Source organism: Halobacterium zhouii (assembly GCF_021249405.1).
Taxonomy (GTDB): domain Archaea; phylum Halobacteriota; class Halobacteria; order Halobacteriales; family Halobacteriaceae; genus Halobacterium; species Halobacterium zhouii.
Genome location: NZ_CP089593.1, coordinates 446,375 through 467,390 on the forward strand (window position 1 = coordinate 446,375; position 21,016 = coordinate 467,390).

Annotated in this window: 22 protein-coding genes; 17 read left to right on the top strand and 5 right to left on the bottom strand. The window is 70.5% G+C overall.

From position 1 onward, the window contains the following. Positions 1–25: 25 nt before the first annotated feature. The 7 genes from LT970_RS02210 to LT970_RS02240 all read left to right on the top strand — a co-directional run bounded on the left by LT970_RS02210 (position 26) and on the right by LT970_RS02240 (position 6,999). Entirely contained in the window at positions 26–496 is a 471-nt protein-coding gene (locus LT970_RS02210; RefSeq protein WP_232687338.1) for a DUF7283 family protein, read from the top strand. Then, positions 474–872, top strand: coding sequence for a DUF7285 family protein (locus LT970_RS02215; RefSeq protein ID WP_232687339.1), 399 nt, complete (start codon positions 474–476; stop codon positions 870–872). The genes LT970_RS02210 and LT970_RS02215 overlap by 23 nt, the downstream gene beginning before the upstream one ends. Continuing rightward, entirely contained in the window at positions 869–1,327 is a 459-nt protein-coding gene (locus LT970_RS02220) for a DUF7284 family protein (RefSeq protein WP_232687340.1), read from the top strand. Before LT970_RS02215 ends, LT970_RS02220 begins: the two co-directional genes overlap by 4 nt. After that, positions 1,324–4,398, top strand: a complete 3,075-nt coding sequence (locus LT970_RS02225) for a DUF7286 family protein (RefSeq protein ID WP_232687341.1) — start codon at positions 1,324–1,326, stop codon at positions 4,396–4,398. Before LT970_RS02220 ends, LT970_RS02225 begins: the two co-directional genes overlap by 4 nt. A 67-nt stretch (positions 4,399–4,465) precedes the next feature. Continuing rightward, a complete protein-coding gene (locus LT970_RS02230) occupies positions 4,466–4,897 on the top strand; it encodes a DUF5791 family protein (protein ID WP_232687342.1) in 432 nt (143 codons plus the stop codon). 28 nt (positions 4,898–4,925) lie between these two features. After that, positions 4,926–5,819, top strand: coding sequence for an SDR family oxidoreductase (locus LT970_RS02235; RefSeq protein WP_232688665.1), 894 nt, complete (start codon positions 4,926–4,928; stop codon positions 5,817–5,819). A gap of 91 nt (positions 5,820–5,910) precedes the next feature. Next, entirely contained in the window at positions 5,911–6,999 is a 1,089-nt protein-coding gene (locus tag LT970_RS02240; protein WP_232687343.1) for an aldo/keto reductase, read from the top strand. A 104-nt stretch (positions 7,000–7,103) separates the two neighbouring features. Here LT970_RS02240 and LT970_RS02245 read toward each other — a convergent pair whose 3' ends face one another. Beyond that, positions 7,104–7,271 (bottom strand): HVO_0758 family zinc finger protein, encoded by a 168-nt coding sequence (locus tag LT970_RS02245; protein ID WP_232687344.1) that lies wholly within the window; start codon positions 7,269–7,271, stop codon positions 7,104–7,106. Positions 7,272–7,393: 122 nt separating this feature from the next. Between LT970_RS02245 and LT970_RS02250 the strand changes: the two genes are divergently transcribed. The 5 genes from LT970_RS02250 (at position 7,394) to LT970_RS02270 (ending at position 11,909) form a co-directional block, all read left to right on the top strand. Next, positions 7,394–8,551: an MFS transporter gene (locus tag LT970_RS02250; RefSeq protein ID WP_232688666.1), complete on the top strand. Its 1,158-nt coding sequence runs from the start codon at positions 7,394–7,396 to the stop codon at positions 8,549–8,551. A gap of 26 nt (positions 8,552–8,577) precedes the next feature. After that, on the top strand, positions 8,578–9,672 hold the full coding sequence (locus LT970_RS02255) for a glycosyltransferase family protein (RefSeq protein WP_232687345.1): 1,095 nt from the start codon (positions 8,578–8,580) through the stop codon (positions 9,670–9,672). Between the two features lie 106 nt (positions 9,673–9,778). Continuing rightward, positions 9,779–10,216, top strand: a complete 438-nt coding sequence (locus tag LT970_RS02260) for a DUF7109 family protein (RefSeq protein ID WP_232687346.1) — start codon at positions 9,779–9,781, stop codon at positions 10,214–10,216. A 122-nt stretch (positions 10,217–10,338) separates the two neighbouring features. Beyond that, a complete protein-coding gene (locus tag LT970_RS02265; protein WP_232687347.1) occupies positions 10,339–10,932 on the top strand; it encodes an NUDIX hydrolase in 594 nt (197 codons plus the stop codon). A 191-nt stretch (positions 10,933–11,123) separates the two neighbouring features. Further along, positions 11,124–11,909 carry a DUF7388 family protein gene (locus tag LT970_RS02270; protein ID WP_232687348.1) on the top strand — a complete coding sequence of 262 codons (786 nt, stop codon included), beginning with the start codon at positions 11,124–11,126 and terminating at the stop codon, positions 11,907–11,909. Positions 11,910–11,937: 28 nt separating this feature from the next. On the opposite strand, the gene LT970_RS02275 is transcribed toward LT970_RS02270, so the two are convergent. Beyond that, positions 11,938–12,111 (bottom strand): hypothetical protein, encoded by a 174-nt coding sequence (locus tag LT970_RS02275; RefSeq protein WP_232687349.1) that lies wholly within the window; start codon positions 12,109–12,111, stop codon positions 11,938–11,940. A gap of 169 nt (positions 12,112–12,280) precedes the next feature. On the opposite strand from LT970_RS02275, the gene LT970_RS02280 reads away from it, so the two are divergent. Then, positions 12,281–13,423: an NAD(P)/FAD-dependent oxidoreductase gene (locus tag LT970_RS02280; RefSeq protein WP_232687350.1), complete on the top strand. Its 1,143-nt coding sequence runs from the start codon at positions 12,281–12,283 to the stop codon at positions 13,421–13,423. Here the strand turns inward: LT970_RS02280 and LT970_RS02285 are convergent, their stop codons facing one another. After that, on the bottom strand, positions 13,424–13,891 hold the full coding sequence (locus tag LT970_RS02285) for an Hsp20/alpha crystallin family protein (RefSeq protein ID WP_232687351.1): 468 nt from the start codon (positions 13,889–13,891) through the stop codon (positions 13,424–13,426). It lies immediately after the preceding gene. After that, the gene (locus tag LT970_RS02290) at positions 13,888–14,046 is read right to left on the bottom strand and encodes a DUF7559 family protein (RefSeq protein ID WP_232687352.1); all 159 of its coding nucleotides are present in this window, start codon (positions 14,044–14,046) and stop codon (positions 13,888–13,890) included. Before LT970_RS02290 ends, LT970_RS02285 begins: the two co-directional genes overlap by 4 nt. A gap of 219 nt (positions 14,047–14,265) precedes the next feature. Here LT970_RS02290 and LT970_RS02295 point away from each other — a divergent pair, with 219 nt between their 5' ends. The 4 genes from LT970_RS02295 to LT970_RS02310 all read left to right on the top strand — a co-directional run bounded on the left by LT970_RS02295 (position 14,266) and on the right by LT970_RS02310 (position 20,264). Then, on the top strand, positions 14,266–15,354 hold the full coding sequence (locus tag LT970_RS02295) for an AI-2E family transporter (protein WP_232687353.1): 1,089 nt from the start codon (positions 14,266–14,268) through the stop codon (positions 15,352–15,354). A gap of 57 nt (positions 15,355–15,411) precedes the next feature. After that, positions 15,412–16,662 carry a glycosyltransferase family 87 protein gene (locus LT970_RS02300; protein WP_232687354.1) on the top strand — a complete coding sequence of 417 codons (1,251 nt, stop codon included), beginning with the start codon at positions 15,412–15,414 and terminating at the stop codon, positions 16,660–16,662. A 34-nt stretch (positions 16,663–16,696) separates the two neighbouring features. Continuing rightward, entirely contained in the window at positions 16,697–18,391 is a 1,695-nt protein-coding gene (locus LT970_RS02305; RefSeq protein WP_232687355.1) for a radical SAM protein, read from the top strand. Between the two features lie 118 nt (positions 18,392–18,509). Beyond that, positions 18,510–20,264: a site-2 protease family protein gene (locus LT970_RS02310; RefSeq protein ID WP_232687356.1), complete on the top strand. Its 1,755-nt coding sequence runs from the start codon at positions 18,510–18,512 to the stop codon at positions 20,262–20,264. A 123-nt stretch (positions 20,265–20,387) separates the two neighbouring features. Here the strand turns inward: LT970_RS02310 and LT970_RS02315 are convergent, their stop codons facing one another. Beyond that, positions 20,388–20,807 (bottom strand): TRAM domain-containing protein, encoded by a 420-nt coding sequence (locus LT970_RS02315; protein ID WP_232687357.1) that lies wholly within the window; start codon positions 20,805–20,807, stop codon positions 20,388–20,390. Positions 20,808–21,016: the final 209 nt, after the last annotated feature.

Below are 21,016 nucleotides of genomic sequence, written 5' to 3' on the forward strand. Positions count from 1 at the left end.
GCAGAAGACGGGACCAACCCCGGTCATGCTCGACGTTCCCGCCGACGTTCCGCCGGTACTGGTCGCGCTCTCGCTCGTCAGCACGACGCTGTTCGGTGTCGCGCTCGCGGTCCGGCCGTCGCCCGTGCCGCGCGTGCAACCGCTCGCCGCCACCGTCGACGCCGTCGCTGCGGCGGACCACTCCGGCGCCGAGACCACACAGATAGGCGCTCTGGCCGTGAAGATCGGTGAGCACGAACTCGCCGTCCGCGGTCCGGGTGGAACCGCACACGCTTCGCTGTCGTACGGACCCGTGGTCCCAGTGAGACGGGACACCGCGCTCTGGCGCGTGCTCCGTGGCACACCGCCGGACGCGGTCTTCGACACACCGGTTGGACTTGCCACCGCGGCCGCGGCGGCCCGCGGCCGCGACCCGGTGTGGCGCACCAACGCCGACCGACTGACCGTCCGCCGCGTCTCCTGGAGGGGTGTCGATGTCACGCTCGTCGGCGCGTAGGGCGCAGGTCGAACCGCTGCCGGCGCTCGCCGCGGTCGCCGTGGTCTGTCTCGCGGTGGGCGCGTACGGCGCGGTTCGCCTCGACGTCCTCCCCGAGAGCGAGAATGGTGCGCCCGCCGAGCAGGTGCTCGTCGACGCCGTGGACGCGGCGACCGCCGACGGCGACGTAGTCGTCGACCCGTCACGACTTGAGTCCCAGGCGGTCACGCCCCGGGGGTACGCGGTCGCCGTGACCGTCACCGCGAGCGGTCGAGAGTGGACCGCGGGCGCATCGAATCCACCGTCCGGAGCGGCCACTGCGAGCAGACCAGTCCCGATTCGGACGCGCTCGGGCCGCGTCGTTCCGGGGCGCTTCGTCGTGGAGGTGTGGGCGTGACGCGCGCTATCAGCACCGTTCTCGACGCCTCGATGGCGGTGTTGCTGGTGAGCGCGGCGGCGGTGGCGCTCGTCTCGATTCCCGGCGACAGTCCGCGTCCGGCGGACCCCGACGCCACGGCGCGCGCCGTGCTCGCGAGTACTGCGAACGCAACCTACCACGCGCAGTCGGGCCGCAGGCGGTCGGCGTCCGGGTGCGTCGCCACGCTGCTCGGTCACGCCGCCGTCGCGGCGCACCGCGGCACGAACCCCCGGTTCGTCAGCGCGGTCGAGTCGGCAGTGGCTGCGGTTCTCGCGGAACTGAACGGTCCGGTCGCCGTCACCGCGACGGCGAACGGCACGCAGGTCACCGTGGGTTCGCGTCCGCCGCCGAGCGCGTCCGTCGCCGCGGTGACACACCGCGTCGCCGTCGGCAACACCACCGCGTTCGTGTCCGTCAGGACGTGGTCAGCGTGAACGTCGCGGACGACGAGCGCGGGCGCGTCCCGTTCGCGCTGGTCGGCGTCCTCCTGCTCGTCGCGAGCGCGACGACCACCGCGTCGCTTGCCGGACAGGACCCCGCGCCGACGCGGACTCGCGCCGACCGCGCTGCCGACCGAGTCGAGACGGGGGCGTCCGTCGCGGTGGCGGGTGCGGCCCGAACCGCGCTCCGCGCCGCCGCCCGGAACCCCGTCGTCTCCCCGGCGGACAGCAGGTACGGCGCGGCACTCTCGGCCGACAGCCCGTTCCGGGACGCGCTCGCGCTCCGCATCTACGCGCGCGCCGAACGCGCGCTCGGGAACGTGACCGCGACGGCTGGCAACGTCCGAGCAAGCGTCTCGCTCACGCGCATCCGTTCCCCCGCGGACGCCGAACGTGCGATCGACCGCGTCGCCGTCGAGCAGGTTAACGACTCGCTCGTCCGCGTCACCGTAGAGGACGTTCGCGTCACGCTCCGGCGGAACGGCCGCGTCGTGTCGCGGTCGCGAACCAACGTCTCCGTGACCGTCGAGAGCGCGACGCTGGAACTTGCATCGCGCGTCTCCCGGTTCGAGGCGCTCCTCGACCGCGGTGCGCTCGCTGGCCCTGGGCTCGACCGACGACTCACGGACTTCCTTCACCGCGTCGTCTGGCTCCGTGGGCCGATGCAGTACGCCGGACTGCCGATAGCGAACGTGCTCGCCAACCGTCACGTCGAGTTGATGACGAACCGTGCGCTGCTCTCGCTACAGCGTTCGGCGTTCGGGCGCGTGGACGGCGATGGAAGCGAGGCGTACCGGAGCGCTCGCGCTCGCGTCGGCGTCACGGACGTAGTCGCCGCGACGGAGAGGGCCGCGACGGACCGCGCGACCGCTGCACTCGGGGGCCATCGCTCCGCACGAGCGGACTCGCGCACCCGCGACGGCTACGGGGGTGCAGACGGGTCTGCTCGCGGTAGTGGTGACGCCGATACGGACGCAGGTGACACAGACGAACAGTCGAACCGGGGCCTCGGTGGGGCGGTGAGTACCGGTCCGTTGTCACGCCTCGGCGCTACCGGGAGCGGTCATCGGTCGGTTCCCGTCGGCGTGAACGTCACCGCGGACCGCGCGTTCGTCGGCCTCGTCGACGGAAGCGGTCGGTTCTCACTCGACAGGCTGCTCCGCGCCGCGTACACCGCTGTCGGCCGACGTACCGTCACGGTCTCGCGCGTCGATACTGCCGTCGACCGGAGTGGCCGCGCGCCCGAGAACTGGTCGCTCGCGGAAACCACGACCGACCGGACCACTCGCGTCTCGGGCCAGCCGCCAGCGTCGAGTCCGCTCCCGGGTGACTACCGCCGGACGTCTCGCCACGGTCGGCGCGTCGTCGTGACCGAGGAGACGGTCCGCAGGTACGTCCGCGACGGTAAGGAGCGGACCGTCACGGAGACGCGCCGGCGGACGTACCGTGTCACCGTCGCCGTCGGGTTCCGGTTCCAGCAACCGGCCGGCGTTCCAGCGGGGAGCGACGTGGAGTCCGTCCTGGCGAATCCAGTAGCGCGCGTCACGCAAGCGCTCCGCGAACGCATCTCGGCGCGCGCGACCCGCCAACTCGTCAAGCGCGCGGGCGGCGTGGACTCGCTCGCGCGGCGGGCCGTCGCCGGCGAGCAGGTGAACCGGGACGTATTGCTTCGACTCGCCCCGTCTGACGCGGTCCGCGAACGCGCGCTCGCCGCGGCGTCGGCGCTCCGGGACCGCGCGTGGAACGTGTCGGCGAACGTCTCGATGGCGGAGCTGGCTTCCGGCGATACGCCCGCCGATGAACTCCGGAACCGGGTGGACGGGCTGTACGGTGCTCCCGGAACCCACGCGACGGCCGGCGGTCGCGCGGTCGCCGCGGTCCGCGTGGCGTACCTCGAGGCGGTCGCCGAGCGGCTCCGGAGTCGCCAGGCGAACGCCGCGCTATCCGGATCCGGGGCCGCGCTGGGTGCCCACGCCATCGAGGACGTTCCGCGGGCGTCACCCACGAAGGTGGACGCCGGGTCGGTCGCGTCGGTCGATGGTTCACCTGCGTATCTCACACTCGCCGAGGTGGACTCGTCGCTCGCCCCCGCGGTGGAGACCTCGTACCACCCGCTCGCGGCGAGGAACACGAACTGGTTCACGCTCCCCCACGGCGACGCGGCGGACGCCGTGCTCTCCCGGGTGTTCGACGACCCGCCGCGGACGGTCGGTCTGGGGACCGCCGGGCAGTCGCTGCGGGCGGCGAACCGGACGCTGTCGGTGGCCGAGAACGAGACGCTTCGGGACCGCCGTGACCGCCTCCGCGGCGCCGTCGCCGAGAGCCTGACGGCCGCAGGGAGCGCGTACCGGAGCGTCCTCTACGCGTCGAACGTCTCGTTCACCGTGGCAGAGCGTCGGGCGGTGACGCGCCGCGCGCTCGACCGGTGGCCGACGCTCGCCGCGAGAGCGAAAGCGGTGGCGAACGGGTCGGCGGCGCGCGCCGTCGGCGTAGCGGCCGTGCGCGTCGCGGACGTGACGGGCACTCGTCGGGACGTGTTGCTGGCGCGCCTGCGCGCCGCGGCGCCGACTGTCGTCGCGCGCTCCTCGGTCGAAGTGGAGGCGGAACTCGTCGGGGCGGCCGCGCGGTCGGTTCGGTCGGTCGGCCGCGCGCTGGCACGGGAAGCGCTCACGGAGGCGACCGGCGCGGCGGCCGAGCGAGTCGTGGCGCGCGCACGGCGGTCGTACGCGAGCGTGACGCCGGCGGGACTGCCGCTCGTGCCGGTGCCGGGGTACTGGTACGCGACGTTCAACGCCTGGTCGGTGTCGGTCCGCGGGTCGTGGGCGCGGTTCGCGGTCCGCGCTCGAGGTGGCTCCCCGGTCGGACCGGGGGAGGGAACCGCGTACGTGCGCGAGGAAGAACCCGTGGCGTTCGACGTGAACGGCGACGGCGACCCGGAGCGCGTCGGGCGGAACGAGCGCCTCTCCTTCGAGGTGACGACGACCGTCGCCATCGTCGTGCCGCCGGGGCCACAGGGCGTCGGTGACGTGGACGGCCAGCGGACGGAGACGTCTTCGGGGTGGTGAGCGAGGCCGAGGTCGGTTGCCGGCGGCAAGCGTAGCCCCCTTGAGCACCGAACGCGTACGGCCGGACATGCTCGCCGACGAGATCGCAGACCCAGAAGACGTGACACCGGAGGAACTCCGCACAGAGTACGAGGCGGCGCTGGCGTCCGTCGTGGAGCGCGAGGGCGTCGAGGCCGCCGCGGAGGCGTCCGGCGTGGACGCCGAGCGACTCGACGCGCTCGTGGCGGGGGAGTCACCCGAGTTCACCGTCGAGGAGGCGGCGTCCGTGCTCGCGCTCTCCGAGGAGTGGCCCGACGCGGAGGGCATCGTCCTGGAGGTCCGGGACAACCTGATGCTTCAGATGAGTTCCGCGGTGATGGACGTCGACTCGCTGGCCGCGGGCATCGACACCGACCTCGGCCCGAAGGAGATACAGCAGAAGATCGAGGGGAGACAGCCGATGACGCTCGCGGAGTACGCGCGCATCCACCAGCACGTCGCCAGCGAGAACCCGTACTGATGGCTGCGACGAGCGAGGGGAACTGATGATGCGCGTCGCCATCCTCGGCTGTGGCTACGTCGGGCTGGAACTCGGCCGGCAGCTGGTTGCCGCGGGCCACGACCCGGTCGGCGTCCGGCGCTCGGAGGCGGGTGTGGCGGCGATCCGTGACGCCGGCTTCCAAGCGGTCCGGGCGGACGTAACCGACGCTGACTCGCTGTCAGCGGTGCCCGACGTGGACGCCATCGTGTTCGCCGCGAGTTCCGGTGGCCGGGGCGCGGACGCGGCGCGGAACGTGTACGTCGAGGGTCTACGGACGGCGGTTCGGGCGTTCGGTGGGCGCGAGAATCCGCCCGAGAAACTCGTCTACACGTCGAGTACGGGCGTGTACGGCGACCACGACGGCGGCTGGGTGGACGAGGAGACGCCTCTCGACCCGACGACCGAGAAGACCCGCGTGCTCGTCGAGGCTGAACGCGTCGCCCTCGAGGAGGCGCCGAAACACGGAATTAACCCGACCGTCGTTCGGTTCGCGGGACTGTACGGCCCCGACCGATACCGGCTCTCGCGGTACGTCGACGGACCCGTGACGGAGGGCTACCTGAACATGATCCACCGCGACGACGCCGCCGGAGCCGTCCGATTCGCGCTTGAAGAGGCGGACGAGGACGTGTTGCTCGCGGTGGACGACGAACCCGTCTCGAAGTGGGCGTTCGCGGACTGGCTAGCCGACGAATGTGGGGTCGACCACCCCGAGAAGCGAACCGTCGAGGAGCGCCTCGCAGCGGGCGACCTCTCGACGCCCGCACAGCGGCGCCTCCGCACGAGCAAGCGCTGCTCGAACGAGTTGCTTCGCGGACTTGGCTACGAGTACGCGTACCCGACGTTCCGCGAGGGGTACCGGGACGCCGTCGACGCGTTCCGCGCGCAGGCTGACGAGTAGCACACGAAGGCTGACGGGTAGCGCGCACTGTTCTCGGACGAACTGCGCGCCGTCGCGGGGAGTACAAGTGACGCCACCGCCTACCCCCGGTATGGCCACGGCTGACGGGACGTTCCGGTACAAGGAACGCTTCGGGGACGGGATGGCGCGCACGTACTTCCGGCGCGTCGGAGACCGCGCCGTGTCGAGCGCCGGCCTCGGCACGTACCTCGGCGACCCGACCGACGAGGTCGACGACGCGTACTACGAATCCGTGCGGACGGCCCTTGACTCCGGGATCAACGTCGTCGACACCGCCATCAACTACCGCCACCAGCGCAGCGAGCGCGTGGTCGGGCGGGCGCTCGCGGACGCCGACGCCGAGCGCGACGAGGTGTTCCTCGCGTCGAAGGGCGGGTTCGTCGCGTTCGACGGCGAGCGACCCGAGGACCCGGGTGAGTACGTCACCGAGGAGTACGTCGATTCGGGCGTCGCGACCCGAGAGGAGTTCGCCCACGGCAGCCACTGCGTCGCGCCGGACTACATCGACCACCAGCTCGACCAGTCGCTCAAGAACCTCGGCGTCGACAGCCTCGACCTCTACTACGTACACAACCCGGAGACGCAACTCGACGTGCGCTCGCCGGACGCGCTCTACGACCAGCTCGAAGCGACCTTCGAGCGCCTGGAGGAGCGCGCAGCGGCGGGCGACATCACGCACTACGGCGTGGCGACGTGGGACGCGTTCCGGGTGGCCCGCGACCACGACCACTACCTCGACCTCGGGGAACTCGTCTCGCGGGCGCGCGCCGCGGCGAAGACCGTCGGGAACACCGCGACCCACCTGCGCGCCATTCAGTTACCGTTCAACGTCTACATGGCGGACGCGTTCACGCAGGATTCGCAATCGGGACCGGAGGGTGACCAGAGCGTGCTCTGGTTCGCCCACGAGGCGGGACTGAACGTGTTCACGTCCGCGAGTCTCGCCCAGGGCGACGTGCTCTCGGGCATCCCGGACGACGTGGACGAGAAACTCGGTGGCGACACGCTCGCTCAGCGTGGGCTGAACTTCGCGCGGAGCGCGCCAGGGGTGACGAGCGCGCTCGCGGGCGCGTCGACCCCCGAGCACGTCTCGGAGAACGCCGCCGCGGGGACGTTCGAGCCGCTTGGCGCCGACGAGTTCGACGCGGTGTTCGAGTAAGCGTTCTCTGGCGACCACGCGCCCCTCCCGGCGCGCCGCCGCTCTCCTCCTCGAACTATCCGCTGCCGTTCCCCGACCTATCAATCGAGTTTACGGGCGGACGCTCACTTCAGCTGGCGCCACTCGCGGCCGCACTCGGGGCAGGAACGCGTCCAGCCGACACCGCCGCGGCTCGCCGTGTTCAACGGGACACCGCAGTCGTTGCACAGGAGTCGCTCGTAGGTGTCTTTGCGTACGTTCCCCGCCCGGAGCGCCTTTCGCACGGAACTCATGTCAACCTCTTGCACGACCTACTCATTAAGTAGTCGCCGCCTACGGCCGGTATCACAACTGTTGAGGGGGTGCCCCGAGAAGCGTGGTCGTGTCCAGCACTGTCGAGGACCGGCGCGTTCGCATGTTCGGTTCGCTGTGCGCGCTGGTCTTCCTCGTGAACTTCGGTCGCGTCGTGTTCGCGCCGCTCGTCGGCCCGCTCCAGGCCGACTTCGGGGTGTCGGACGCGACCATCGGGCTGGTGGCGACGCTGGCGTGGCTCGGCAGCGCGCTCCCCCGATTACCGACAGGCTACCTGCTCACGCGCGTCGAACGCCACCGCGTCGTCCTCGGGACGGGTCTCGTACTCGCGGCGTCCTCGCTCGGCACCGCGTTCGCGCCCACCATCGAGTACGTGATGGCGGGGGCGCTGCTCGTCGGCGTCTCCTCGGGCGTCTACTTCGTCGCCGCGAATCCGCTCGTGAGCGAACTGTTTCCGGAGCGCGTCGGCCGCGTCATCGGCGTCCACGGCACCGCCTCGCAGTTGGCGGCGGCCATCGCGCCCGTGTTCGTCGGCGCGCTCCTCGCGCGGTGGTCGTGGCGGGCGCCGTTCTACCTGCTCACGGTGGCGGCGCTCGTCGTCACGGGCGTGCTGTACGTGACGTCGCGACGGGCGGAACTCCCCGATGCGGGCGCCGCCGACCGCAACCTCGCTCGCGGCGTGCGCCGGCAGTGGCGGGTCGTGCTGCTCGGCGTCGTCATCGTCGGCGTCACGGGCCTCGTCTGGAACGGCTTCTTCAACTTCTACATCAAGTACCTCACCGAGACGAAGGACATCGCCCAGGGGACCGCCCAGACGCTGCTCACCGTGGTGTTCGCGGCGGGCGTGCCGGCGTTCTGGTACACGGGGCGGCTCGCCGACCGGTTCCGACACGTCCCCCTGATGCTCGTGGTGCTCGGCGGGTTCGCAACCACGCTCGTCGCGATGACGTTCGTCGAGGGCGTGCTCGCTGTGACTGCCGTCTCCGCCCTGCTCGGCTACTCGATACACAGCCTCTTCCCCGCCATCGACACGTTCCTGCTGGACAGCCTCCCGGACTCCGAGCGGGCGAGCGCGTACGCCGCGTACAGCGCGGCAATGATGATCGTGCAGGCCCTCGGGAGCGTCGCCATCGGCACCCTCCTCGGACTCGGGTACGCCTACGACCTGCTGTTCCGGGTGGGCGGCCTCGCGCTCGTCGGGTTGCTCGCGGGACTCGTGGCGTTCTACCAGGCGGGCCTGCTCCCCGAGGGCGCAAGCTAGTTCTGGGCGGCGTTCCGAGAGGGGGTATGGAGTACACGCAGGAGCGCGTGGCGACGCTCCACGACTACGGCGGCGCGGACCCGGACGCGCCGACGGGCCGCGCGTCCGTGGTGGTGCCGATGACCGACCGCGAGTACGCCGGACTCGCCCCCGAGCGCGTGTTCTCGGAACTCGAGCGCGTCGACCCGGCGGAGGTCGTCGTGCCGCTCCGCGCGCCCGCCGAGCGCGTGTCCGCGTTCCGCGAGTGGCTCTCGGCGTTCGACCTCTCGCTGTCGGTGCTGTGGTGTGACGGCCCCCGAGTGGAGGAACTGCTCGCGGACGCCGGCCTCGACGGCGAGCGCGGCAAGGGCCGGGACGTCTGGCTGGCGCTCGGCGTCGCCGCCGAGTCGGACTACGTCGTCGTCCACGACGCCGACACGACGACCTACGAGGCCCGGGATGTCCGGAAACTGCTGTTCCCGCTCGAACGCGGCGCCGACTTCTCGAAGGGGTACTACGCCCGCGTCGAGAACAACCGCCTGTACGGCCGGCTGTTCCGCCTGTTCTACGAACCGCTCGTCGCCGCGCTCGCGGACGCCCACGACAACGAGGTACTGGATTTCCTCGGCGCGTTCCGGTACGCGCTCGCGGGCGAGTGCGCGATGACGAGCGACGTCGCTCGGCGCCTGCGCGTGCAGCGCCGCTGGGGGCTGGAGGTCGGCACGCTCGGCGAAGCCTACCGGCTCGCCGGTCTGGACGGCGCGGCGCAGGTCGACCTCGGGCGCTACGAACACGACCACCGCGCCGTCTCCGGCCCGACTGGGCTCTCCGAGATGAGCGAGGGTGTCGGCCGCGCGCTGTTCCGCGCCGTAGAGGACGCCGGCGTCGGCCCCGACTACGACGCGCTCGCGGAGCAGTATCTCGACCACGCGAACCGACTCGTCGAGTCCTACGGCACCGACGCGGCGTTCAACGGGTTCGACTACGACGCGGAGGACGAGCGCGACCAGACCGCGACGTACGTCGACGCTATCGCGCCGCCGGGTGACGACGACCGACTACCGGCGTGGACGGACGCCCCGTTCGACCCCGAGGAGGTCGCGGCGGCCGCCGCCGCGGACGCGCGGGATGCGGCAGAGTGACGCGCGGGACGCAGCGGAGTGACGCCCAGGCGTGGACCGACGCGCCCTCGCCGTCACCTGAACCGGACGCGGAGCATTCAAGCACCCGCGGGCGGCACGCCACGACATGGACGGTGACGAACTTGCCGGCATTGTGGACCTGTTTGGCGGTCTCACGCGCTCGGAACTCGAACGCGCGCTCGACGAACTTGCGTTCAAGCGCGGCGACGAACCGGACGACCCGGGCGAGGGCGTGGACGCGGCGCTCCACGAGTACTACCTCGTCGAAGTCGAGTACGAGGATGCGACACTGCTCGCGCCCGGCCCCGTGGCGTTCCCGGAACTCCCCGAGTACGGCCCCGACCTCCCGCACATCCTGGACGTGGAGCGCCGCGACGTCGACCGCGAGGTACTCGCTGCGGCCGTTCGGGAGCGTCTGGAGTCCGAAGTGGCGGAGGCGGACGGTGACCGCGCGGAGTATCTGCTCGACGTGACCTACGACGCGGAAGCCTGGGCACCCCTCGACCTGGACGACGTGCGTGAGGATTTGGCTGTGGATTCGTGACTACCTCTTCGGGTCTTCTTCTCGACTCCTGGGCAGTCCCGAACTGGATCGGTTCCGCGTCCTCGAGACGACGAAGGAACGCTAGCGCGTGAGTTAAGGCCGTCCCGACCCTGGCTGGTCGCATGGACCTGTCGCGGGTGGCCGCCCACCAGCCCGTACGCGTCACCGACGCTGAGCGGGACGCGGCGGTGCTCGCGCCCGTCGTCGAGCGCGCGTCCGGCCCGGCGTTGCTGTTCACGAAGCGCGCCGACCACCTCGGCGAGCACCCGGGACAGATGAGTTTTCCGGGCGGGGGCCGCGAGCCGAGCGACGCCGACCTGCGGGAGACGGCGACGCGGGAGGCCGACGAGGAGATCGGGCTTCGACGCGAGGAGTTCTCGTTCGTCGGGCAACTCGACGATATCCACACGATCACGAGCTACGCGGTGACGCCGTTCGTCGCGCGCGTTCCGGACCGCGAGTACGTCCCCGACGAGCGCGAGGTCGATGAAATCGCGGTGCTCCCGCTGTCGGGGCTGACCGACGACGCGAACTACGAACTCGAGAAGCGCGTGCATCCCGAGTACGGCGACGCGCTCGTGCACTTCTTCCACGTCGACGGCTACACGGTGTGGGGGGCGACCGCGCGCATCCTCGTGCAGTTCCTCGAACTGGCGTGCGGGTGGACGCCGCCCGACCGCGACCCGGAGGTCGTGGAGATGGACCCAGAGCGGTGAGCGCTGTGGGCCGTCGCCGACGCGGTCGCGAGCCGCGGCAGCGCCACCGGGGGTCGCGCTCGGAGTACTGTCGAGGCCGACACCCTTTTGCGTTCACGCGGCCCAGTTGGCGTATGGTCGAAGAGACGATTGAGTGCGTTCCGCACCTGTTCTAAGTCACACCAGCGTCTTGCGCCCCGGGGTGGTTCGTCGTGTTGAACAGCGACGGCCGCGCCGCGGTCGCGGGCATCGACGCCGTCGCGCTCAAGCCCACCGAGTGCGACGTCTCACGAATCGACCTCCCCGAGTCGGTGCGTACGGTCACCATCGACTACGAGGGACGCGAACACCTACCCAGTGCAGAGACACTCGAGGCGCTCGCGGCGGACCGCGAGGTTCGCGTGACGACGCCGGTTCGAGCGGATGGCTTCGACCCCCTGGGTGACGACTCGCTCGCCGCCGCGCTCCCCGACGACGTGGGCCGCGTGGTGGTTGCGGGGCACGGCGCGTACCTCTCCGAAGAGGAGGTCGAGCGGGCTATCGCGCCCCGCATCGGCGCCGCCACCAGCGCGAACGGGGGTGCCTGGGTAGGGACGGAGGGCGTCGAGCGCGCGGCGCTCGCGACCGGTGCGACCCAGTTCGAGTTGCTCTCGCGTGACACCGAGCGGAGCGTACGCGCACTCCGCGCCGCCGGCTTCGACGGTGGTATCGTGGTCTACGCCCCGACGGTGCTCGCGGACGACGAGAACGAGATTCTGGACGCTGTGGGCGCGTACACTGCTCGACGCAAGCCCGTGCAGCGCGCGCTCCCCGACAGCGCGCCCACCGACGGTGCCGCGTCGGGTCGCGCCCGCGAGGTACTCTCGCAGGCGGTCCGGGACTACGCGCTGGTCGGTACCGAACGAACGGTCGCCGAACGCGTGACGGAACTGGAGCGCGCCGGCGCGGACAGGGTCGTCGCGTACCCCGCGCAGGGAGTGAAAACGCTGTTCGCGTGAGCAGCGCATATTCGCCGGTGACAGACGCTCACTCGGTGGTGACGAGGAACGTCTTGCCGCCGCGTCGCTCGATGTACGTCTCGTCGCCGCGAGCGTCCACGTAGGAGGCGACGCCTTCCGCGCTCATCTCGGACACCTCGATGCGCCGCTCGCCACTCGGTGCGTCGAGTCTCGGATGCTGTCGAGCGTGCTGCGTGACCATACACTCACGTCCTCCCCCACCTGCTTTAACGTCACCCGTGCGAGGTGAAAGTGAAACTGTGGGAGTGCGTCGGTGTCGACGGCGCGGACGTGTTCGCGGAAGCGCTCGCGGTGGAGCCGCGACTGTTCGCGTCCGCGGCAGTTATGGGGCTGTCAGCGCACGCTCCTCCATGGACGACACGCTCGACGGAACCGGTCGGCGCGTCGCGGTCGTGGGTGGCGGCGCAGTCGGCCTCACCGCGGCCCGCGACCTCGCCGCACACGGAACCGCAGTCACGCTGTACGAACGCGACGAGGTCGGCGGAGCGAGCACGGGTCGCGCCGCCGGTATCCTCTACGACGCCTACGCGGAGGACGTGGACGCCCGCGTCGGCGAGCGCGCCATCGAGCGGTTCCGCTCGATCTCCGGCGACAGCGAGTTCACGTTCGAACCGTCCCCCTACGTCTGGTTCGTCACCGAGTCCGGCGCGAAAGCCGACGCCATCCGCGAGCAGGTCGCGGGCATGCAGCGCCACGGGCGCGACGTCGAACGGCTCACCGGCGAGGAACTCGCCGCGGAGTTCCCCGCGGTGCGCGCGGACGACGTGGTGGAAGCCGCCGTCGCGTGGGACGCCGGCGTCGCCGACACGGGCGCGTACGCCGACCTGATGGCCGCGAACGCCGCCAACGAGGGCGTCGACGTGCGGGAGGACACCTCTGCGAGTGTCACGCTCGACCCGCCGTGCGTGAACGGCACGGCGTACGACGCCGTCGTAGTTGCCGCCGGTGCGCACACGAAGCGCGTGCTCGCCGACGCCGGCCTCTCCGTTCCACTGAAGCCGTACCGCGTGCAGGCGCTCACTGCGAACGGCGTCGACAGTGTTTCATCCGACACCACCCGGCCGATGCCGACGTTCTACGACGCGACGGAGGGGTACTACGCCCGCCCCCACCCCGAGGGGTTGCTCGCGGGCGACGGCACCGAACCCGTCGAAGCCGACCCCGAAGCTTACGACCGCGCGGGCGACGAGTGGTTCGTCGCGGACACGACCGGTCGCCTGGAGGACCGCCTGCGGGGCTACGACGCCGACGTGAATCGCGCGTGGGCAGGTCTCTGCGTCGCCACGCCGGACCGCGACCCGCTACTCGGGGAACTCGCGGACGGCGTCTTCGTGGCCGCCGGGTGGCAAGGCCACGGCTTCATGCGCGCGCCGGCGACGGGGGAAGCGATTGCAGAACAGGTGCTCGGCGGCGAGGGAATCCCGGCGTTCGACCCGACGCGGTTCGACGGCGACGAGGCGTTCGACGTCGTCGAGGGGATGGTCGTCGACTGACTACGCGTCGGACTGGTCGTCCGTCGCTTGGCTCTCGCTCGTCTGGCCGGATTCGTCGTGTTCGGTCACGGGCACGCCGGTGGTGCCGTCGTCCTCGCCCTTCGGCAGGTACACGTGTAGCGTGCCATCTGACTGGAGTTCCGCGCGCGCGTGCTCGGCGTCCACCACGGCGTCCGCGGGGAGCGTCGCCTCGCCGTCCATCGACAGTCCGCGCCCCGGGAACTGCATCTCGAACCCCTCCCGGTACTGCCGAAAGCGGTCGATCCGGACCCGGACCGTGTTCCCCACGTAGTTCACCTGCACGTCGCTCGCCGTCACGCCCGGCGCGTCGAACACCACGAGGTACTCGTCGTCGCTCTCCAGAACGTCCACGGCGAGTGGCGCCTCCTCCTGGAACCGACCCGCGGCGCGACCGACGCGGCGCGCGACCGCACCGCCCACCGCCTCTGCGAACTCCCTGCCCCTCATACGTCGATCTCCTCCAGGGGCTCTGTCTCTCCGCAGTACGGACACGAGAAGTCGTCGACGCCGACGCTGTCGGGCATGTCGTACGTGTAGTGGAGCTGGAACATGTCGAGTTCGCAGTCGTCGTTCGTGCAGCGAACCTCGAGCGTGGCGGGCATACCTACACGTACACCCGTAGCGGGCAAACCGTTTTCGGCCTCCGCAGGTTCCGCGACGTTCTCGGACGTCGTTCCACCAGCCGGGATCTCCACTGCAGTTGGCTCCCCGCTGCAGTCGGCTCTGCGCCGTAGTTGGCTTCCTGCCGCAGTCGGCTCTCTCGTCTGCCGAACCCTTCACTCGGCCGACACGCACAACAATCTGAACGTCGTGGATTCTGTATGGCGCGCTCCAGGGACTTCCTCGGGTGGCCGCTCGTGTGGCTGCTCTTCGGCATCGCAGTGGCGTTCGTCGTCGGGACCGCGCTGTACACGTTCCTCGGGTCACTCCTGTTCGCCGTCTTCCTCTACTACGCCACCCGCCCGCTGTACCGGCGACTCGACGAGTACATCGACCACCCGGACGTCACGGTGACGCTCACGTTGCTCGCCGTCGTGCTCCCGCTGCTTGCGGTCGTCGTGTACGCCTCGTTCGTCGCGCTACAGGAACTCAACCAGTTCCTCGCGACGCACTCGATCCAGGGGTACCGCTCGTTCTTCCAGCCGTACCTCGCGCTCGTCCGCGAGGGGCACTTCCAGCAGCTCTGGGACTCACTGGTGACCAACCCCGGACAACCGCTCAGTCCGGCCGCTCGCGCGGCTTTCCAGCGAGCGTTCGGTGGGCTCCTCACCGTCGCCGGCCTGCTGTTCACTGTTCTCACGCGCCTGTTCCTGATGAGTGTCTTCCTCTTCTACCTCCTGCGAGACGACTACAAACTGCGGCGGTGGTTCTACGACAGCGTGAACTACGACGAGCGCGTCGTCTCGTACACGTCGAACGTCGATGACGACCTCGAGACGGTGTTCTTCGGCAACCTCGCCATCATCGTCGCGAGCGCCGCCATCGCCGTCGTCACGTACTACCTCCTCAACTTCGTCGCCGGCGGCACCGTCGTCGGCATCCCCGTCCTCCTCGGGTTGCTCATCGGCATCGGGACGATGATCCCCATCGTCGGGATGAAGATCGTCTACGTCCCCTACGGGTTGTTCCTCGTCGCGCTCGCCGCGACGACGCCGACGCCGCTGTGGCACCCGGTCGCGTTCTTCGTCGTCACCTTCTTCGTCGTGGACACGATTCCGGACTTCTTCGTCCGGTCGTTCCTCTCCGCGCGCGGCAACCTCCACGTCGGACTCATCCTCCTCGGGTACGTTCTCGGCGTGATGGCGTTCGGGTGGATGGGGCTGTTCCTCGGGCCGCTTGTGGTCGTCGTCATGGTCCACTTCGCGCGCTCGATATTCCCGTGGCTGGTCGAGGAGTACGGACTCGGGTAGCGTTCTGATCCCCGGCTGGTCCGGAAATGGGAAGTATCGGGCGTCTCCTCGTCCGCCATGGCGTCCCACCGCGGCCCCCGCCTGGTCCTCGCCGTCGGCGTGCTCGCGGGCGTCCTGACTGGCGTCTCGCTCCCGGTGGTCCACCCCGAGCAGGTGGCCCTCGCGTCCGACCACTACTACCGCGGGGCGCGCGCCGCGCTGCTGAACGCCGACATCTACGCCGGCAATGTGGGATTCCTCTACCCGCCGCCGGTCGTCGTCGCGTTCTACCCGCTCGCGCTGCTCGGCGACCCCGCGGGCGCGTTCGCCCTCCAGGTCGCCCTCGACCTCGTCGCGCTCGCCGTGCTCGCGGCGCTGCTCGTCGCCGTCACCGAGCGAGCGGGCGTCGACCTGTCCCGCGTCGACCGCGTGCTCGTCGCGGGGTACGCGCTCGCGTCGCTGCCGGTCGTCGCGAACCTCCTCATGGGGCAGGTCAACCCCGTGCTGGCGCTCGCCATTGCGGGCGGCGCCGTACTCCTCGAACGCAACCGCCCGAGAGCGAGCGGCGTGGCGTTCGGCCTGGCCGCGCTCGTCAAACTGTTCCCCGCGCTCGTCGGCGTGTGGTTGCTCCGGCGGCGCGCGTGGACGGCCATCGCCGCCGCGACGGCGACCGGCGTCGGCCTGCTGGCTGTGGGCGCGCTCGCGTTCGGCGTGCCTGCGTACGAGGCGTACATCACGCACACGTTGACTGGCGAGATGGCCGTCGGGGCGTTCCAGCACGGTCCCGACCCGACCGCGCCCTACGTGACGGTTCGCCGCCAGCTCGGCGTGCTCGCGCCGTGGCTGCCCGGATGGGCGGTGCTCCCCGCGAGCCTGCTCGCCGTCGCGCCCGTCCTCGTCGGCGTGAACCGCACCGTCGACACGCTCCGGAGCCGACTCGTCGCGCTCCAGGGGACGCTGCTCGCCACGCTCGTCGCGTTCCCGCTCGAGGGGTTCTACGTCGCGCTCACCGTCTTCCCGCTCGTCCCGCTGCTGTACCTCCTCGATAGCGGCGTCCCGCGCCGTCTGTTCCTCGCCGGTGCGCTCCTGCTGTCCGTGCCCGTCACCTACGACACGGTGGCCGTCGCCACCGCCGCGTCGGTCGTGCCGCTAGGTGTCGGCGCCGCCGTCCGCGAGGCCGCGCGCTCGCTGTTCGCGTTCGCGCTTCCGTCGATGGTCGGCGTGTGGCTCGTGCTCGCGGCGTGCCTACTCGTCCAGCACCGCGCAGCGACGGTCACGCACTCGCCCGAGGACGCCGCTCGGTCCGGCCCACCGAACGACGCCGTGTAGTCACGTTCTTAGGCCTCGATGCCCAACGACCCCCATGACCGACCCCGCGGACCTCGACGTGACGCTCGTGGACGGCTACGTCGACGAGCCGGCGCACTTCGGCGTGCCGCCGTACATCTCCACGTACCCGCGGTACACGGCGGGCGCGCTGGTCGACGCCGGGGTTCCGGCCGACCAGGTGACCTACCACACCATCGACGAACTCCGGGAGGACAAGGCGAAGTACAACGACGTCGCGGACGCCGACCTGTTCGTCTACGTCGGCGGCATGACTGTCCCCGGGAAGTACGTCGGCGGGACGCCCGCGGAACCCGACGAGGTGCAGAAACTGGCGTGGCTCGCGGAGGGGACGAGCGTGATGGGCGGCCCCGTCCGATTCGGCGTCGGCGAGGAGAACGCGGGCGCTCAAGAGATGGAGCGTTCGGACCTCGACTTCGACTTCCTCGCGATGGCGGACGTCGAGTCCGCGGCCCACGACCTCGTCGCCAGCGGTCTGGAGGGGTTCGAGGACCGCTACCGGGACAACGAGGAGATCGACCGCTGGGCGGCGAAGGGCGCGTTCGTCGTCGAACAACACCCCAACTACCCGGAGTACCTCATCTGCGAGATGGAGACCTCGCGGGGGTGTGCGTACCGGTGTTCCTTCTGCACGGAACCGATGTACGGCGACCCGTCGTTCCGGACCGCCGAGAGCGTCGTCCGGGAGGTCGAGAACCTCTCGGACCACGGCGCGAAGCATTTCCGCATCGGCCGGCAGGCCGACATCCTCGCGTTCGGTGGCGACGGCGAGGCCCCGAACCCGGACGCGCTCCGCCGACTCTACGGCGGTATCCGGGAGGTCGCGCCCGACCTCGAGACGCTCCACCTCGACAACATGAACCCCGTGACCATCGTGGACTACCCCGAGAAGTCGCGGGAGGCCATCCGCGTCATCGCGGAGCACAACACGCCCGGGGACACCGCCGCGTTCGGCCTCGAATCCGCGGACCCCGTCGTGGCCGAGGAGAACAACCTCCTCGTGACCGCCGACGAGTGCCTCGAAGCAGTTCGCGTGGTGAACGAGGTCGCAGGCTGGCGACCCGGCGACGACCCGAGTGACGCGCCGTCCTGGGGCGACGGCGCCGCGAACCGCCTCCCCAAGCTTCTGCCCGGCATCAACCTCGTGCACGGCCTCACCGGCGAGCGCGAGGAGACGTTCGAGCACAACAAGCGGTTCCTCCAGCGCGTGCTCGACGAGGGCCTGATGCTCCGGCGCATCAACATCCGGCAGGTGATGGCCTTCGAGGGCACCGAGATGGCCGAAACCGGCGCGGACCTCGCGGACGACCACAAACAGCAGTTCAAGCGCTACAAGTCCGAGGTCCGCGAGGAGATAGACAACCCGATGCTCCAGCGCGTCGTGCCGCCCGGAACCGTCCTCGAGGACGTCCACTTCGAGTACCACCAGGACGGCAAGACGTTCGGCCGGCAACTCGGCACGTACTCGCTGCTCGTCGCCGTCCCCGGCGAGCGCGAACTCGGCCGGACGACGGACGTCGCCGTCACCGACCACGGCTACCGCTCGGTCACCGGCGTCCCCTACCCCCTCGACCTCGACGAGGCCACGATGGACGAACTCACCGCGATTCCCGGCGTCGGCCAGCGCACCGCGGGTGACATCGTCATCGACCGCCCGCACGACGCCACGCCGACGATAGACGACGCGGAACTCGCGCGGTTCACGCGGTGAAACCGTCCGGCCGAGTGAACGTCCCAGGCCAGACCGAGTGAACGCCTCGGCCACGGCCCGACCCGCGTCGCTGCCACTGACAACACATTCATAGTCGCCGCCCCGCTCTAGGACCACGATGGCGGCGCTCGCCACCGACGGCTGGCTGCTCGTCGTACTCGTCGTGAGCGCCGCGCTCCCGCTCGTTCTCGGTGCCCGCGGCGACCTCCCGGAGTGGCTCTCGGTCACCGGTCCGTTCCTCTCGCTCCGGTGGAGCGACGACCCGGCCGCCGTCTTCGACCGCCTCGCGCGCCCCCAGCGGCTCTGGCGCGCGCTCTGGACCGGCGGCGTCGTGCTCGCACTCACCGCCGCCGCCCTCGGCCTACTCGCTGTCGTCGTCGCGGCCGCAGCCACGGTCCTCGAACCCGCGGTCGGCGAAGTGTCCGCCCCCCAGTCGGTGTTCCTCGAACCCGGCATCAATGGCTTCCTCCCGCTCGCCATCGTCCCCGCCGTCGTCGCCGCGCTCGCCGTCGCGCTGTTCGCCCACGAAGTCGGCCACGCCGCCGCCTCGCACGCCGACGGCATCGACGTCACCGCGGTCGGCGCCACGTTCCTCGGTCTGCTCCCGTTCGGCGCGTACGTCGAACACGACCGAGACGACCTGAACGCCGGGTCCCCGCTCTCCCGCGCCCGCATGCTCGCCGGAGGCGTCACCGCCAACTTCGCCGTCACCGTGGTCGCAGTCGCGCTGCTCGCCGGGCCGGTCGTCGGGTCCATCGGCGTCGCCAGCGGCGTCCCCGTCGGCGGCGTCGTCGAGGACGGCCCCGCGGCCGACGCCGGCATCCAACCCGGTGACGTCATCGAACGCGTCGACGGCCTCCGCGTGCAGAGTCGCGCGGACCTCGACCGCGCACTCGACGACCGCGACCGCGTCGTCACCGCGCAACTCGGCGACGGCGAAACCGCGTACGTCCAGCGTTCGCTCCACGTCGCAGCAGTCAATCCCGGCGCCCCCGTCGGCTTCGACCCGAACACGGAGATTCTCGCCGTCGGCGGTGACCCCGTCCACACTGTCGCCGGATTCCGCGCCGCCGTCCGCGAGGACCCGACCGCCACCGTCACTACGTCGAACGGCACGTTCACCATCCCGGTCGGGGTGCGCGTCTCACGCGCCGCGCGCACCGGCGCGCTCACCGCCGCCGGCGCGCCGCCCGACGAACCGATCACCATCCTCGCCGTCGACGGCCAGCGCACCCTCGACCCAGACGCCCTCGCGAACGTGCTCGAGAACCACGACGTCGGCGACACGGTCCCGGTTCGCGTGTTCGTCGACGGCGACGTCCAGACGTACGACGTCGAACTCCGAGCGGGCGTCGACGGCAACCCCCGAATTGGGGTGTTCTACCGCCCCGGCATCAGCGGACTCGTGCTCTCGGATTTCGGCATCGAGACCTACCCCGCCGCCGAGTACCTCGACGCCGTCGGCCTCCACAGCGGCTTCGGCGGCGATTCGGTCCTCGACCGCGTGGCCTCTTTCGTCCTCCTGCCGCTGGCGGGCGTCGTCGGCATAGCGCCCTCCGACTTCCCCGGATTCACCGGCCACGTCACCGGCTTCTACGAGGTCTCCGGACCGCTGTCCGCGCTCGGCGGAGGCGTCTTCGTCCTCGCTACCGTGCTCTTCTGGGTGGCGTGGGTCAACCTCAACATCGGCCTGTTCAACTGCATCCCCACCCTCCCGCTCGACGGGGGCCGACTCGTCCATGCCGCCGCCGACAGCGTCGGTTCGCGGTGGCTCCCTGAGCGGGACACGCTTCCGGAGACACTCACGCTCGCCGTCACCGCGGTCGTCCTCGTCTCGCTCGCCGTCACGCTTGCGTTGCCACTCCTCAGCTAACTCTCCCGTTACCAGTCGTCGGTCGCCACCTTGTTGTCACTCGGTGGTCGACTGCACGCCACACCCGTCATCTCGCCGCCCGCGTCGTCACTCGGCGTGAAGAAAGACCGCGAGCGACGCGGTCTACACCGACTCCTCGATGATTTCACCGACGGCGAAGTTCGACTTCACCTCCGTCACCTCGATCTTCACGCGCTCGCCGATCTCCGCGTCCGGCACGATGATGACGTACCCGCGCTCCACGCGCGCGATGCCGTCGCCCTGCTTGCCGATGTCCTCGATTTCCACGTACCGCACCTCGCCGGACTCGACCGGCGGCTGTGGCTCCGAGGACCCGCTCGTGTTCGTCGACGACACGTTCGACGACGACTCCGTCGTCTCGGACGTCTCACCGCCCTGCGCGATGAGCGCCACGCGGTACACCTCACCGGGGTCGACGGACCCCGACTCGACCTCCGAGCGCGGCACCTCAACCACGTACTCGTCGTCCTTCACGGTCACTTCAGCGTTGAACAGACAGAGGAGTTTATCAGAGATTTCCAATGTGACAGCCTCCACACACAGCGTCGGAACCATCTGCCTTAATCGTTATCCACGGACCTTTTTTGCCGTCGGGTGCGCTTCGCGCACCGCTCCGGCAAAAAATCTCCACCAAAAAAGACCCGAGCGCCTCCGGCGCTCGGTGAACAGCGCGCTCCGCGCGCTGATGCTCGCTGCTGACCGCGTTTCGCGCCGCTACTGCATTCCGCGCC